This is a genomic window from Polyangium sp. y55x31, from assembly GCF_029946505.1.
Taxonomy (GTDB): Bacteria; Myxococcota_A; Polyangia; order Polyangiales; family Polyangiaceae; genus Polyangium.
On sequence record NZ_JARZHG010000024.1, the window covers coordinates 130,811 to 147,170 of the forward strand.

7 protein-coding genes are annotated in these 16,360 nt (G+C 69.3%); 4 read left to right on the plus strand and 3 right to left on the minus strand.

Annotated features, from left to right (window positions below; all coding sequences use genetic code 11):
- Nucleotides 1-68 precede the first annotated feature (68 nt).
- On the plus strand, nt 69-971 hold the full coding sequence (locus QHF84_RS32790; protein ID WP_281317430.1) for a penicillin-binding transpeptidase domain-containing protein: 903 nt from the start codon (nt 69-71) through the stop codon (nt 969-971).
- Nucleotides 972-980: 9 nt separating this feature from the next.
- Here the strand turns inward: QHF84_RS32790 and QHF84_RS32795 are convergent, their stop codons facing one another.
- The gene (locus QHF84_RS32795; RefSeq protein ID WP_281317431.1) at nt 981-2,246 is read right to left on the minus strand and encodes a cytochrome P450; all 1,266 of its coding nucleotides are present in this window, start codon (nt 2,244-2,246) and stop codon (nt 981-983) included.
- A 133-nt stretch (nt 2,247-2,379) separates the two neighbouring features.
- On the opposite strand from QHF84_RS32795, the gene QHF84_RS32800 reads away from it, so the two are divergent.
- A complete protein-coding gene (locus QHF84_RS32800) occupies nt 2,380-3,963 on the plus strand; it encodes a DUF1565 domain-containing protein (RefSeq protein ID WP_281317461.1) in 1,584 nt (527 codons plus the stop codon).
- On the opposite strand, the gene QHF84_RS32805 is transcribed toward QHF84_RS32800, so the two are convergent.
- Complete coding sequence (locus QHF84_RS32805) at nt 3,964-8,916, minus strand: metallophosphoesterase (protein ID WP_281317432.1); 4,953 nt, start codon at nt 8,914-8,916, stop codon at nt 3,964-3,966.
- A gap of 684 nt (nt 8,917-9,600) precedes the next feature.
- Nucleotides 9,601-11,034, minus strand: coding sequence for a protein kinase (locus QHF84_RS32810; RefSeq protein WP_281317433.1), 1,434 nt, complete (start codon nt 11,032-11,034; stop codon nt 9,601-9,603).
- A gap of 316 nt (nt 11,035-11,350) precedes the next feature.
- Here QHF84_RS32810 and QHF84_RS32815 point away from each other — a divergent pair, with 316 nt between their 5' ends.
- Both QHF84_RS32815 and QHF84_RS32820 read left to right on the plus strand, forming a co-directional pair.
- Entirely contained in the window at nt 11,351-12,190 is an 840-nt protein-coding gene (locus QHF84_RS32815; RefSeq protein ID WP_281317434.1) for a hypothetical protein, read from the plus strand.
- Nucleotides 12,191-12,279: 89 nt separating this feature from the next.
- The gene (locus QHF84_RS32820) at nt 12,280-16,338 is read left to right on the plus strand and encodes a serine/threonine-protein kinase (protein WP_281317435.1); all 4,059 of its coding nucleotides are present in this window, start codon (nt 12,280-12,282) and stop codon (nt 16,336-16,338) included.
- The last annotated feature ends 22 nt before the right edge of the window (nt 16,339-16,360 follow it).

Genomic DNA, 16,360 nt, shown 5'->3' on the forward strand with positions numbered 1-16,360 from the left:
ACCATCGATGCGCCCGCGAAAACTGCCTCGGCCGGAAATGCGCCCGCGGGCAGGGGCGTTCGAGCGTCATGACCGTACGCACGCGCCCCCTCGCCGCCGCCGCGCGCCTCCTCGCCGCGCCTTTGCTCCTCCTCGCTGCCGCGGGCTGCACGACGAGCGCGACCACGATCCCGGACCCCGGCGTGCCCCGGACCCCCAAGGCGGCCCCGCCCCAGTTTTCCGGGCTCGTCGGCTGCTTCACGATGGTCGAGCTCGGAACGGGGGAGACGGTCGAGTACGGCGGGGACGAGTGCGACGTGCAGACCTCGCCCGCCTCGACGTTCAAGATCCCGAACGCGCTCATCGGGCTCGATACCGGCGTCGTGCAGGACGAAAACACCGTCTTTCGCTGGAACGGCAAGGAGTACTGGAAGGCCTCGTGGAACCGCGATCATTCGCTGGCCACCTCGATGTGGTACTCCACGGTCTGGTACTTCCAGCGAATCGCCGAGCAGGTCGGCGAGCCCCGGTATCGCACGTACCTCTCGGCATTTCGTTACGGCAACGCCGACCCTTCGGGCGACGTGACCATGTTCTGGCTCAATAGCACGCTCCGGATCTCGCCCCGCGAAAACCGAAGGTTCCTCACCGCTTTCTACGAAAACAAGCTGCCCGTCTCGCCGCGCGCCACGGCCATCGTCAAGCGAATCCTCGAATTGCGGGGCGACGCCGTGGAGCACGTGCGGGATCGGCTCCCGTTCGTCGACGCGATCCCCGCGAACGTGGTCTTGAGCGGCAAGACGGGCAGCTATCTCCCCAATGATGGCCCGCTGGGTCCGCTCGACGCGATCGGTTGGTTCGTGGGCGCGCTGGAGAAGGAAGGCCGCACGTGGGTCTTCGCTTGCCGTATCCGATCGAACGACGAGAAGAAGATCGGCCCCGAGGCCGCGAAGATCAGCTACGAGATCCTGAAGGGCGAGGGGTTACTCTGAGAAGCGGGCTCAGGTCGGCGGATCCCAGGCGAGCTCCAGCGATTCGAGGCGGCGGGCGGTGGCGCTCGGGAAATAGGTGAGCTTCTGGCCCGGGACGAGGCGCAAGCCCGGCAGGCGCTGGGTCAAGACCTCGAGCGCGATGCGGCCTTCGAGGCGCGCGAGCGGCGCGCCGATGCAATAATGAGGTCCGTGCCCGAAGGCGAGGTGCGGCGCCGTGCGGCGAATGTCGAACCGCGCTGGATGCTCGAAGCGCTCTTCGTCGTGGTTCGCCGAGATGTACGCGATCTGCAGGCGCTCGCCTTTCTTGATGGGCACGCCGCCGATCTCCACGTCTTCGAGCGCCGTGCGGTACATCGCGTGAATGGGGGAGGCCGTCCGCAGGACCTCCTCGACGATTGAGGGAATGAGGCCGGGGTCCCTGCGAGCGGCGGCGAAGAGCTCCGGATCTCGGGCGAGCTCGAGCGCCGCGGCCGCGATCAGGCCGGCCGTGGTCTCGTAGCCGGCGAAGAGGATCTGCAGGAGCATGTTGACGAGCTCGGCCACGCCGAAGGGCGGATCCAGGGCCGCAGCGCCGGTGACGATATCGGAGAGGGCGTCGTCGCGGGGGTTCTGCCGGCGATCCTCGATCGCGTCGGCGAGGTAATGCTGGAATGCGACGAAGCCGCGCGCGTGCTCGACGAGGACCGGGAGCGGGTCCTGCCCGGCGAAGATCGCGGTGCTGTTCGTGGTCCAGCGATCGACCTGATCGAGGTGCTCGCGCGGCAGCCCGAGCAGGTCGACGATGAAGTTGCCCGGCAATGCGATGGCGAAGGCGTGCACGAGCTCGACGTGACCCTTCGCGACGAAGGAATCCACGAGTCGGTCGGCGATGTCGCGGAGGATCGGCTCGAACGCGGTGAGGCGACGGAGCGAGAGGGCCTTCGTGACGAGGGCGCGCCCGCGCGTGTGAATGGGCGGATCGCTGTCGACGAGGCTCGGGAGGAGCGGAAACCCCTTCATGAGCTCGGCGAGGAGCTCCGGCGGGGGAGGCGCGGCGGCGGCCTTGGGCGTGATCGAATCGAGGGACGAGAATCGCGCGGCGTCCTTCGCGACGGCGCAGACATCCTCGTACCGGGTCACGACCCAGAGGCCGAGGGAATCACTCCAGAAGACGGGCTCGTCGCGGCGAGCGCGTGTATAAAAAGGCCGTGGATCGTCGAGCATGGGCGAGGCGAGCGGGAAGTGCTCCTTGCCGCAGGGGGACCCTCCTCGGCCCGTCGCACGGGATTCGGACATGCATGCCTCCGTGGCGCGGACGTGGCGCCGCGCGCTTGTTGTATGGGGATGCACTGAACCACGAGGGCGCGACGCTCGTCCAGAAAAAGGGGTATGCTCCGGCCCGCGTAATGCGGAAAGGCAGGGTGGTGTGATGCATCGAGGTTTTTTGGTGGCGCTCCTCGGGATCGGGCTCCTCGCGTGCTCGTCGAATGAAACGGGCGCGAGCGGAAGCGCAAGCGCGAGCGGAAGCGGAGGCGGCGGCGGGAGCGGCGGCGGTGGCGGGAGCGGCGGCGGAGGCGGGAACGGCGGCGGCGGCGGGAGCGGCGGTGGCGCGTGTGATCCGGCGGCGGGGACCTATTTCGTCGAGAATACGGGCGACGACGATGGGCCGGGCACGTCGGCCGAACCGTTCCGGCACATCGCCCGCGCCGTGGAGGTCGCCCAGCCGGGGGACATCGTGGTCGTCCGCCAGGGCACGTACGACGAGCGCGTCACGTTTCCGCGATCGGGCGCGGCCGGGGCGCCGATCACGGTGCGCGCGGCCTGCGGCGCGCGGCCGATCCTCGATGGAATGAACCTCATTGGCGCGGGCGAGGTGGGAATGTTCAACATCTTCGATCAGGCGCACATCGTGGTCGAGGGGTTCGAGATCCAAAACCTCGCGGGCGTGAATGGCAATTTCCCCGCAGGCATCTGGGTGCGCGGCGCCGCGCACGACATCGTGATCCGCGACAACGTCATTCACGACATCACGGCCGAAAACGGCGGCGACGGCGCAGGCGCGCACGGCATCGCGGTGTACGGTACCGAGACCACGCCGGCCGAGCGAATCTCGATCATCGGCAACGAGCTACGCGACCTCGTCCTCGGCTGGAGCGAGGCGCTCGTGGTGAACGGAAACGTGCGCGATTTCGAGGTGCGCGACAACCACGTGCACCACGTGAACAACATCGCCTTCGATTTCATCGGGTTCGAGGGCGACGTCTGCGGCGCCTGCTCGCAAGACGACGTGATCGACGCGGACGACGTGAACCGCGTCCGCAAAGGCCTCATCGTGGGCAACCTGGCGCACGACGTCACGAGCGCCGGCAACCCCGCCTATGGCAACGAGAAGGCCGCGGGCTGCTTCTACGTGGACGGCGGCGCGGATCTCGTGATCGAGCGGAACACCGCGCACGACTGTGATCTCGGCGTGGAGCTCGCGAGCGAATGGTTCGGCAAATCCACGCGCGCCATCGTGGTGCGGAACAACTTCCTCCACGACAACGACGTCACCTGCATCGCGACCGGCGGATACAGCAGCGGCAATGGCGGCGGGGGCGGGGCCGCGAAGAACAACGTGATCGTGAACAACACGCTGTTCAACTGCTCGCGCGACGGCTGGGCCGACGCGGCGATCCTCTTGCAGAACCGCAACGAGGGCAACGTGTATCAGAACAACATCGTGGTCGCGACGATGGGCACGAGCGCAGTCGTCGTCGCAGGCAGCGGCAACACGGGGAACGTGTTGGATTTCAACGTCTACTTCAACGGGGGCCTCGACGGCACCTCGGGCGGCGCGAACTCGCTCACGTTGGACCCGAAGCTCGCGGATTCATTGAACGGCGACCTGCACCTCACGCCGAGCTCTCCCGCGAAGGACAAAGGGAACGGCGCGCTCGACGTGGGCGCGGTGGACATCGATGGAGACAATCGGAAGAACGGCCCCGTCGACATCGGCGCCGACGAGCTCTGATCAGCCCCACCGCACCTCGTAATGGGCACGCCGTTCGCCGGGTTTTTCGCCTGGCCACGTGTACCAGGGCTCCCAGATGCCCTCGTCCTTGCGCAGCGAGCGCGTATCCACACGCATTCGTCCGAGATCCCGCGGAATCGTGATCAGGTTGTAGAGGCGCGGCACCGACGCGGGGCGGTGATCCGCGGGTGCGCCGAAGCTGCCCGCGCCGACGACGTGGAGCCGACGCGCGGGGTGCAGGTATCCCACGAGATCGGCGCGATCCTCGTGGACGTGCCCATGCAGGACGGCGCGGACGTCGGCGCGGCGCAATCGTTCGAGGAAGGCGTCGTCCGCCATCTTTTCATTGCCCGTCACCGGGTGGTGGAAGACGGCGAACCGCAGGACGGAGGCGTTTGCGTCGAGATCACCGCGACGGCGGGCCTCCTCGATTTGCCGCTCGGCCTCGGCGAGGGCGCGGGAGAGCGCGCCGGGGTGAATGGCCGAGCGACCGCGGTGGTATTCGTCGATCTCGAAGGCCGAGTTCAGGGAGACGAACTGGATCCGCTCGGCCGGGAAGAGCAGGGCGAGCCCTTGCTCCTCGGGCGTGAGCGGGTACTCGCGCAAGCAAAGCGGGTGGTAGAGGTGGCGCGAAAAATTGCGGAAACGATCGGGGTAACGTGCGTCGTCGCGCACGAGGTAGCCGCTCTCCTGCTCGACGAAGCTGCCGGGCGCGAGGCGTTTCGGATCGACGGCGCGCCGCTTCTTGAAATCGTAGACCTCGGTGTCCCAGTCGAGATCGTGGTTGCCGGGCACGACGATGCAGCGATCGGCGGTGAGGCCCATCGCCTCGGCGAGGCGCGAGAGGAAATGGCGCGCGGCCTCGAGCTCGCCGGGGCTCGCGCGGTTCGAGAGGTCGCCCGACACGACCACGAAATCGAGCTTTTCCAGGGCGAGGCCCTCCACGCGGTCGCGTAGATCGGTGAGCAACGGCTGGAGCAGGACGTCGGGATCGTCGCCCTCGTGGAGGTGCAGGTCGCTGAGGTGGAGGATTCGAATGGGCGCGGGGGGTTTGTCCGAGGTGACACGCGCGACGGCCATGGCCATGCGCGCGGCCTCGACGCTCTCTTCGCGCCGGCGTTCTGCTTCGCGGCGCAGGGCGAAGATGGGGGCGGCGAGCGCGTCTTTCCCTTCGGTCCGCGGGACGAGCGGGGTGCGGGCGTCGCATTCGGGGCAGCCGATGTCGGAATGGCCGCCGACGAGGCGGCTCTTGACGGTGTCCTCGGGTAAGACGTATCCGCACGCGCAGCGGACGGAGGCGCGCTCGACGAAATGGACGCCGCGCTGCTGGAGGTGATCCTCCAGAAACCCCGCGAAGAGCCGCCGGACCTCGTCGGGCGTGTCCGGGGAGAAGGCGACTTCGAGCCCCCCGCGCGCCTTTCCGCCCGGAGCCTGCGAAATGGATAGCCGCGACAATCCTTCGCCCGGGAGGCCGAAATCCGCGCGGCCGGGGCCGAGGCGCGCGGGGCCGAAGCGCCGGCCGAGGGCGAGGGCCGTGACGGCCGAGGCATACACCTCCGAGGCAGGGCGGCTCATTTCGTAACGGATCGCGGCCGGGAGCGGCGCGGCCGCGGGATCGGCCGGATCGGCGGCGGGCGCGAGGGCCGGGAAGAGGGCGGGGAAGACGAGCAATCCCTCGTGCAGGAAACACGTGCCTTGTTCGAGCAGGAGCGCGATGACGCCGTCGAGGACGCCGAGCTCCTGGTCTTTTCGCAGGCGCTCGCCGGGCGGGATGCGCGGGAATCGCGCGGCGGGGCCGAGCAGCGTGGCGATCGCCAGCGCGGGGACGCCGTGGGGGTTGTCGCGGGCGAGCAGGATCAAGGAGCCGGCATACCTGGATATCTGCTCGACTTCGAGGACGAGGGCGCGGGTTCCATCGGACAAACGTATGTCGGCGACGAGGCCCTGGCGGGCGAGCTGGGAGGCGACGGCGGGGATCGCGACCGCGAGCTCGGCGTCGGTCTCGTCTTGCGCGACGCTCGCTTCGAGCTCGAGGAGCGTGAGCACGGCGCGGCCGGCCCTGCGGGCACGCTCGACGTGCGCGCGAATGCGCTCGAAGAGGACGGGGCGGCTCGTCGGGCCGAGCGAGGACCAATCGATGGCGCCGAGGATCGCGCTCTTCAATTCGGAGGTGCCGCGGCCCGTGCGGGCGCTCGTGGGCACGTACGCGAGGGCGCCGACGCGGGCGCGGAGGCGCTCGCTCGCGGCGCGATCCTCGGGGGCGCGCTCGGCGTCGTCGAGCTTCGTGCCGACGAGCAATCGGCGCGGCGCACCGTCGTGCTCGCCTCCGTCGCCGAGGTGATCGTTCCAGGAGGCGATTTCATTTTCAGCGGCCTTGCCGCGGCCGGGCTCGAAGACGAGCAGGGCGAGGGAGGTGTCCTGCAAAAAGAGCGGATGGACGAGGCGATATTCGTCCTGGCCGCCGAGGTCCCAGACGACGAGCTCGCGGCGATGGTTTTTCGGGACAGGCGCCTCGCGCGGCAGGCGCGTGTCCGCGATCGACCAGAATCGCATTCCATGGGTGGAAGGTTGCTCCTCGTAACGATCCTCGGCGAGGCGGAGGGCGAGGCAGCTCTTTCCGGCGCGGCCTTCGCCGAGGAGGACGACCTTGGCGGTGGTGGTATGGAGCGTGGTGGAGGAGGGGGCGCGGCCGCGGAGGGCGTCGATGTCGACGGTGAAGAGGGCGAGGGCGCCGGTCGGCGAGGGAATGGCGAGCGAGGGTTCGGTGGGGGAGAAGGCGGCGCCCGCGAGGTAATTGGTGGCCGAGCGCAATCGAGCGACGGGCTCCCAGGTATCCGTGCGCCAGAGCAGGACGAGGCCGTCGCGGGAGCGGGAGGCGAGGAGGCGGCCGTCATGCGAGAAGGAGAGGCTCGTGACGGCGGCGGGATGGCCTTCGAGCTTGGCGAGGAAGGCGCCGTCGACCAGGCTCCAGACGGCAATGGTGCCGTCGTCGGCGGCGGAGGCGACGTGGGGCGTGCGAGGCCGGAACGCGAAATCGAAGACAGAGCCGCGGTGGAAATGGGCGGCGCGGGTGAAGCCATTTTGCGGCAAGCTGCCGGCGGGGATCGTGGAAATGGCGACGAATCCGTCGCCCTTGCCGCCGGAGACGAGGAACTCGGCGTCGGGCGAGAAGGCGAGGCCGAAGATGCCTCCGGGGCAGAAGCCGTGATCGAGGTGGCCGAGAACCGAGAGCTCGTCGGCGTCGAGGAAGAGGATCTTTCCGTCGGGCTGGCCCACGGCGAGGATGTTTTCGGGTGACCAGGCGAGGCTCGTGCCGGAGACCTCGTGGAGCGTGCGGAGGCATTCGCCGTTCGAGGTATCCCAGATGGATAGGTTCGTCCCGGAACGCGTGGCGATGCGGCGCCCGTCGGGGGCGTAGCAGAGGTCCATCGCGTCGGAGCCGGCGCGCGCGATCCAGCGGTTCGATTGCGTGTCCGCGTCCCAGACGTGGATCTTGCCCCAGAATGAAATGGCGGCGAGGGTGTCGCCGGTGGGCGAGAAACGGACGCGGGCGAGCGGGCCGCGATCGATCGGCAAGGAGCGGACGAGGGTGAATTCGGAGGGGACGTCCGCGGAGGCGGGCGCGGAAGCCGGCGCGGGAGTGGCAGCGCGCGCGGAGGCGGAAGCGGAGGCGGGCGCGGAGGCGGGACCGAGAGCGAGGCCACGCGTGGCTCCGGGAGCGCGCTCGGGGGCCGGGGAGGCGGCGAAGGCGGCCGGCGCGGCCATGGGCGGCGGCGGGCGCGGGGGTGGCGCGGGAGCGGCTTTCTTTTTGGATTCGAGTGGCTCGGGCGCGGGCAATACGATGGGCTTTGCTTCGAGCTCCGGGGCGAATTCGGCGGCGGTCGGCAATTCGAGGACGTCGTCTGCCAGTTCGTCGACTCTCGCCGATTCGGAGGGGGGCTTTCGGACGAACACACGGAGAGGCTCGCCCGGGGCGGGGTAGGCGGGGCCCTCGAAACGCGGATCCATGCTTGGAGAGAAACCGAGGATCCGCGGCCACAACGTAATCTCGCCGGTGTCGGTATCGAGGCGACCGGCAGTATAACCGTGGCGTCTATCACCGCCTATGCCGGGTGTGAATGGGAGTCCCGAAAACAGCGGCGTGTGTACGTCGTCGACGAGGGGCTCGCCGTCGTCGACGCTGCCCACGAGATGGAGCACGAACCGGCCGCGAGGGGCGAGGGCATCCGAGAATCTCACGAGGGCCCGTGGGGACAGCCCGGACGGCGGGTGGTGCGTAAGCAGCAGGCAGGCGTCGTGCGAGCGGGCCCAGGCATCGAGGTCCCCCACCGTCGCTTCGATCTGTCGCGGATCCACGTCGAGAGCACCAAAAGCGCCCGCCATGGAGAGCTCCAGGAACGCCGTGTTCAGGCCTGCAATTCCGAAGCGGCGTCCTTCCTTCGTCACAGTTGCCACGAAGTCGCCAGGGAGCAGCCCGTTTTCGAGGGCGATGTCGACAGAGGTCGGTCGTTCGAGCTTGCGCCACCGAGCCATCCACTGAGCAAACGGGGCGAACGCAGCTGCGACTGCTCGCCGGGACGGATGGGTCGGGTTCTTGAAGAAGGTCTCGCGGGCGTCAGGATCCAACTCCCAGGTGGTGGGGTCGGGGGCTGCGCTCGCCAGCGTGCGGACTAGGTCGTTGTTACCGGGGACCGCGAGCAGGGCGGGTCGTGAACCAAAGCGAGCCAAGAAGTGCTGGAGTGAGGCGAGCCCCTGCGTGACGAGTCCGTATTCGGTCTCGGTTCCAGTCGAAGCGAGGTCGCCGGTCACGAGGATGAGGTCGAACGACCCCACCCGTTCGTGGAGCCACGCGAGGTCTCGCTCCATCTCCTCGCGGTAGCGGGGCCGTTGCCACAGGGTTCCGGTGGTCCCGACGTGTAGATCGGTGAGGTGCAGCCAGCCGAGTCCGGCCATGTAGGGGCTCCCGGGGGATGTCGACCGGCGCCCATCGTATCCCCCGGCCCTCGCGTCCGGCAACGACGGTGGGGGGGGTGAGGGGTGGTTTGTCCAGACGAACTAATGTTGTGGATACAATTCTGTATATGAGTACGAAATCTAACAATACTCATGTTGTGTTGAATCTCGTACATGTTGCTACCAGTCCTTTCGTGCCAGTTTGTCTTGATGAACTGTAGTTCGAGCCACATGTTTTCGCTGTGCGCTTCTGGTGACAACGGAATTTGCATAACGTTGTCGCACCAACATCTTGCTACCAGTACTTTGGGGCCGTTTTTTCCTTATCGGTGAGGGGTCTGCGCGGGGCGCTTGGAGGTCCGCCGGGGCTTTTCCGGTCTGCCGAGGGTTTTTGGGCCGGTTTTTGTTGGTTTTTGCGTCATGAACCGACCTCGGTTGCGACGCGTCGCGTCGTGTTTTGTGTTATTACAAATATTATTGTCATGTAAAACGTGTTTCCTGTAAAACCATGTTTGCGCGAAACGGTGTGGCGTAAAAGGTTTGTCGCGGAAATTGTGTGCGGGTGAAATGAATGGCATGCGCCACCATTGCGCCGAGCTGGCGCCCCGTGGTCGCGATAGGTAGGTCTGAAATGTAGGGGGAAATTGAATCAACGAGGGGCAGGGCGCCCCTCGGATTGCTTTTTCAGGCCGCGCTGCGGCTCACGAGCACGAGCGGATCCGGGCCGGGCGCTGCCTCGAAGCCGCCGAGGCCGTCGAGCAGCTCCCACGTCGCGCAGAGATTCGGCGTCTCCTCCGACGATGCCCAGTCGCCCGTGCGCGCGAGCGGCCCGCCGACGATCTCCGGATCCGCGTCGATTCGCTCGCGCACCACGACCTCGCCCGCGTGCGCCGAGACGTTCACGTGCACCCGCGGATCCGAGCCGGAGCGCGACGCGAGCGCCGCGTGCAGGTCGAGCGCGAAATCGAGCGCCGCCTGCCGCTCGTCCTGCCAGCGCGCAGGATCCCGCTGCAAGAGCCGCAGGCCGAGGACCTCCGCGCTCGTGCTCGTGCAAAGCGTGTAGCCCGCGCCCCGCATCCGATCCTCGGCGCTCGCGAGGATCCGCTCGATCTCGGCCGCGAAAAGATCCGGCGCGTCCTCGGCGTCGGCGCGCAGCCGGATCTCGATGAAGATGCCCACCGCGAAGCGCGGGAGCTGGTGCGAGGACGAGCGCAGCGTGCCCGCCGAGGTCGCATGGCGGAGGGCCCGCACGAGCGCGTGGACCGACTCGTAACGGCGCTCGGGCCGCTTTTCGAGGCACTTCAAGACCACCGCGTCGATCTCGCGCGAGACGGGGACACGCTCGCTCGGGCGCGGCGCAGGCTCTTCCAGGTGCTTGCGCACGAGCTCGCCGGGGAACGAGGACTCGAATGGCAAGCGGCCCGTGAGCAGGCGATACAGGAGCGCGCCGAGCGCGTAGACGTCCGTGCGCGCGTCGACCGGCGCGCAGAGGAGCTGCTCGGGCGCCATGATCGTGAGGGTGCCGATCTGCCGGTTCACCGAGGTCAGGCCCGCGCTCGACGTGCCCGGATCGACGAGCTTCGCGATGCCGAAATCGAGGAGCTTCACGCCGCCGAGCCCGCCCGTCGCCATCACGTTGCTCGCCTTCACGTCGCGATGGACGATGCCCGCCGCGTGCGCCGCGCCGAGCGCCGCGCACACGGGCTCGAGGATCTCGAGCGCCTCCTCGGGGCCGAGGCGACCACGCATCGAGAGCAGCACGTCGAGCGTGACGCCGGGCAGATACTCCATCACGAAGAACGGCGTTCCGCAGGAGAGCGCGCCGACCTCTTTGATCTCGACGATGTTCGGGTGGCGGATGCGCCGCAGGAGCTCGACCTCCCGGACGAACCGTTCGATCATCTTCGGTAGCGGCGCGAGCGTCGGATGCAGGACCTTGATTGCCACGGGCTCGGCGCGGCCCGCCGGATGCGCGCGATACACCGAGCCACACCCGCCGCGCGCGACGAGCCGGTCGATCACGTAACCACCCACGGACGTCCCGACGGCAAGGGGGACGTCGTGTTCCTCGCCGCCGCTCATCACGCTTCCGCCAAGCAGCCCAGATCGACCCATCATGCCCTCCCCCGGTGCGATCGCGATCCCACGCCACGGGTATGACCCGAAATGTGGCGCGTCGGCAACCGATTTCCGCGCTATCCGCGCTTGTCCGGGAGCCGAATGATCGCCGCGATGCGCGATGGAATCAGGGTACGCACGGCCCTGATGGGGCGGCCCCCGATCCCCCGTACCCGAGTGCGACATCAGGGTAATTCCCGATGGCCTCGTCGAGGGTCTCCCGTTCGCAGGACGCCCGTACTCCAAGTTCGTCGTGTCCTGTGCCGGCTCCGTGTTTCGCGCTATCGTGAGGGGAATCTCTGAGACGGGGGGGTACATGTCTCGGAAATCAATGGTCGCGTTTTTTCCGTTCGTGCTCGTAACGGTCGTGCCGCTGGTCGGATGCATGGGGGAGCCAGAAGAACAGGGGGACGACACCGAAGTTGTGGGGGAGGTGCATGACGCCATCTCGGTTCCCAACGCGCTCGTTCCCGAGGCGCTGACCGCGGGAGGGGAGCTCGCGAAGGCGCCGCTTTTGCTCAAAGCCATGTCTCCGAACATGCGCGCTGCTATCGAGTCGCCGTCGAAGCAGGGCCACCTCACGCGGTTGTTCCTGAAGTACGCCGTGGGATGCGCTCTCGGGCCGGAGCAGTCGCTCTCGTTCGCCTGGACGGACGTGGACGGCCGTATCCGCTACGAATCGTATCGGGGTCTCGCGGGCCTCGCTCCGTCGTGGCAGGACGCGCCGCTCGACGCGGTGGGCCAGCAGTGGGTGTCGGCCTGCCTCGGCGCGCGCACGAATCGCTACGGCCGGCGCGTGATGATCTCGATGCATGGGTCCGAGGATGTGCTTGCGGAGGCGGACGACGCCGAACTCAATGAATACCCGTACGAGGAGGGGGCGTTCTGGGGAAACGTCTTCCTGCCCGAGCCCTATCTGCGCACCTGTTACAACCCGGCGAACGTGGACCTCGCCCGGAGCACGGGGCGTGATTGCGCGGCAGGCCTCGCCGGCGGGGGCGACGAGGACTGCGGTATCATGGAGATCATGGGGCCCTGCGGGAGCCAATGCGAGCCGCTCGGCGATGGCCTGTACCATCCAGGCTGCGCCGCACCCGAATCTGGGGTTCCTTCCGGAGGGAAAACGGAGTATGTGATCACCGTTTTCCTGCCGTAGAGATGATCTCGCCACCGCCGCCGCCGGAGCACGACGCAACCATCCGTCAGGGACGGAAAGGTTCGCGTTGCGCTTCGTGCGGGAGGCGGGTGGGGGCCTCCGGGTGTCCGGAGCATGGTCGTCCACTCGAATGGGACACGGCGCCCGAGCTCTCGTCCGAGCCCGAGGCGCCGCTGCCCGAGTTCCGCGGCTACCGCACCGAACGAATGCTCGGCCGCGGCGGGTTTGGCATGGTGTACGCCGCCGTGTCGACGGCGCCGCTGCCAAACGCAGGGCGGCGCGTGGCGATCAAGCTGGCCCGAGACGATCGGGCCGGCGCCGCGCAACGCCTCGCGCACGAGCTCGTGGCGCTGCGGCTCGTGGGCCCGCCGCACGTGCCCGAGGTGCTCGACGCAGGCGTGCTCGCCTCGGGTTCGCCCTACATCGTGATGGAGCTCATCGAGGCGAGGACGCTCGCGGAGATCCTCGTCGCCCGCGGCGGGCCTCTGCCGCCGGCGGAGGCGTGCGTGATCACCCGCGCGCTGCTCGGATCGCTGCGCGCCGTGCACGACGAGGGCCTGGTTCACCGCGACATCAAGCCGGAAAACGTGCTCGTCACGGAGCCGCCGGGCCGGGCGACCGTGCTCGATCTGGGGCTCGCGCGGCGCGAAGGCGTGATGCCGGCGCGCGCGACCCCGCCCGAGGAGGGCGCGATGGTCGGCACGATCGAGTACATGGCGCCCGAGCAATGCGAGGGCCGCGCCGAGCTCGACGCGCGCGCCGACGTGTACGCAGTGGGCGTGATCCTCTACGAAATGCTCGCCGGGCATCCGCCGTTCTGGGGGCCGCCGGCGGCGGTGCGAGAAGGGCACCTTTCCCGCAGGCCCGCGCGGCTCGAACGTGCGGCCGGCGCGCCGATCCCGGCGGCGCTCGAGGACATCGTGCTGCGGTGCCTGGAGAAGGATCCGGCCGCGCGATACACGAACGCGGCGGCGCTCGACGAGGCGCTCGCGGCGATCCCCCTCGGGACGGAGCCCGAGGTGCGGAAAACCCCGGATGTCGCCCGGGATCCCGCGACGAACGGGATCGGTAAGTCCCAACCCCCGGATCGGGGCTCCTCGGCCGACGCGCGAACGAGGTCGTCCGACGCGTCGGCGACCGAGCGGCGCACGGTGGCCTTGCTGCACTTCACGTCGCAGCTCGATCCGATCGCGCTGCAGGGGCGCATCGAGCCGATCGGCGGGCACGTGATGCGCGCGTCGAGCGGCAGGTACGTGGTGGCGTTCGGGCACGAGGCGGACGAAAACCCGGTGCGGCTGGCGATCCGCGCCGCGCAGGATCTCGTCGCGCGCGGGATCTGCGAGCGGGTGTGGATCGATCTCGCGAACGTGTCCGTGACCACGCGGCCCGACGGGTCGAAGCGGCTGCTCTCGCCGCACCTCGCGCGGATCGGGCAAGCGCCGCTGCCGGCGTCGACGGCGCCGATCCTGCTCTCGCCGGCGGCGCGCGCGGTGCTGACGGAGGCCGATCTCTCGGAGCTCTTGTCGCTGTTCGGGGCGAAGGCCGTCGAGGAGAGCGAGCTCTCGGGCGCGGAGGATCCGACGACGCGGCTCGGGCACGTGGGGCCGCCGCTCGTGGGTCGCGACGATCTGCTGGAGACGCTCGCGCTCTCGGCGCTGCGTTCGGTCCGCGAGGGCGTGCCGTCGGTCGCGGTGATCGTCGGCGATCCGGGGCACGGCAAGAGCCATCTGCGAAGGCTGTTGGTCGAGCGCCTGCGCACGCTCGTCCCGCTCGGGGCGGTGGTGGATCTTCGCGCGCCCGAGCCGATCGTCGGCGGCGGCGACAGCGTGCGCGACCTGCTGTCGGCGGCGCTCGGCCTGCCCGCGTCGATGCCCGTGGAGGGGCGCAAGCTCGCGCTGCGCGAGCGGCTCGGGCCGGCGAGCAGCCCCGAGGCCGAGGCGGCGCTTGCGCTCGCCCTCGGCTGGGTGGGTCCGCCGCGCGGCGACGAGACCACGGACTTCCCGGGTCTGCGCGCCCTCGAAGCCGCGCCCTTCGCGCTCGGCGCGACCTTGCGCGTGGCCGGCGGCGAGGCGCTGCGAAGGCGCGCGGAACGGACGCCGCTTTGCGTGGTGCTCGATGACGCGCAGTTCGCGGACGAAGCGACGCTCGGCATCCTGGAGTACGCGACGCTCGCCGAGGCGCGGGCGCCGATCTTCGTGTGCGCGCTCGGCCGGCCCGTGTTCCGCGAGAACCACCCGTCCTGGGCCGAGCGCGCCGCGCACCGGGACGTCTTCGATCTCGGCCCGCTCGATCCGCAGAGCGCGGCCTCGCTCGTGCGCGCGCTGCTCGCGCCCGCGGAGAACGTGCCGGAGCTCGCGGTGCGCAGGCTCGTGGAGCGGACGCAGGGCATCCCGCTTTTGCTCGTCGAGCTCGTGCGTGGGCTCAAGGGCGCCGGAATCGTGCGGCGGCACGAGGGCGGCCGCGGGTTTTACGTGGCGACGGACGAGCTCGATCGGGTGCCCGATCTGCCGCTCATCGAGTGGCTCGCGCACCGCGAGATCGACGCGCTGTCACCGGCGGAGCGGGCGCACGCGAGGCTCGTGGCGACGGTCGGCGCCGAGGTCACGCCGGAGGAGATCTCCGGCATCCTGCGCGGGATCCTGCGCCGCCTCGATCAGAGCGGCGAGTCGAGCGAGTTCCCGCTCGACGCGCGGATCGGCATCGAACGGCTGCTCAACACGGGCGTGCTTCGCCGGCAGCGTCACGGCCGCGTCGGCTTCCGGCACGCGCTCGTCCGCGAGGCGATCGCCCGCGGCGTGCCCGAGGCGCTGCGCCGCAAAATTCACCTCACGTGCGCCGAGTATTACCGCGACGCGCCGGGGCCGCCGGAGGGCCCGCCCGAGGAGCAGAGGCTGCCGCAGCTCGCCTACCACGCGGCCTGCGCGGGGCTCTTCGATGTGGCGGAGGCGGCCTACATGGCGCTCGCCGAGGCGGCGCGCGCGAGGCACGCGTACGTCGATGCCGAACGCTTCTACACGCTGGCCCTCGAGCAGCAGGCGAGCACGGGGACGCGGCGCGGAAACGCCTACCGCGGTCGCGGCCTCATGCGTTACCGCGTCAGCCGTTATCACGACGCCCTCGTCGATTTCGCCGAGGCGCGCGCGGCGGCGAGCGCGGCGGGCGACGACATGGAGATCGTCGAGATCCTGCTCGACGAGGCCACGGCGCTCGACTGGATGGGCGATCACGTCGCCTCACGCGAGAAGGTCCGCGCCGCCGAGGCGCTCGTCGCGGGCCGCGCGACGCCGCTGCTCTCGGCGCGCCTCCTGCTCGGCATCGGCCGCTCCCATTACCGATTCTCGCTCAACGGCGAGGCGCTCTCCGCGCTCGCGCGCGCGGCGTCCGAGGCGGCAGCGCTCGGCGAACAGGGCTACGAGACGCAGGTCATCGCGCTGCTCATGCTCGGCTACCTCGAGCAAGGCATCGGCCGGCACGCGGAGGCCGAGCGCGCCCTCGATCAGGCCGTGACCTTGTGCGACACGCACGGCGACGCGCTGCACCTCGCGGCGTCGATCAACATGCGCGGCGTCCTGCATGGCTTCCAGGGCGATCGGCAGGGCATGATCTCCGATCTCGAGCGTGTCATCTCGCTCGGGCGCGAGCTCGGGCAGGACTACCTCGAGTGGACCGGCCACTTCAATTTGGGCGAATGCCTCTACCTGATGGCCGAGCTCGAAGCGGCCGAGCCGCACGTGGCGCAGGCGTGCGCCATCGACGAGCGGCCCCCGGCGAGCATCCTGCTCCAGGCGCGGATGCTGCTCTACCGCGGCGACATCGAGACCGCGCGCGCGCTCGCATCTCGGGCCCGCGGCGGGACGTCCGCGCCGCTCGTGGTGCCCTCGGACGACGTGCTGTGCTCGATGATCGAGCTCGCGGCGGAGGACGCGGGCGACGAGGCGTGGGAGGCGCTCGAGGCGCGCTCGGAGCGGTACTCGATTGGCCAGGAGCGCATCGAGGTGGTCGAGGCGCGAGGCCTCTCCGCATTGCGGCGTGGGAGGCGGCGCGAAGCGGCGCGTCACCTCGAACGCGCGCTCGCGTTGTCGCGGCAGATCCCGAACGTGATCGGCAAGCGGCTGGCGCGGCACCTCGCCGAGGCGATACGCGACTGACCCCGCGTGATCGCGGAGTCGG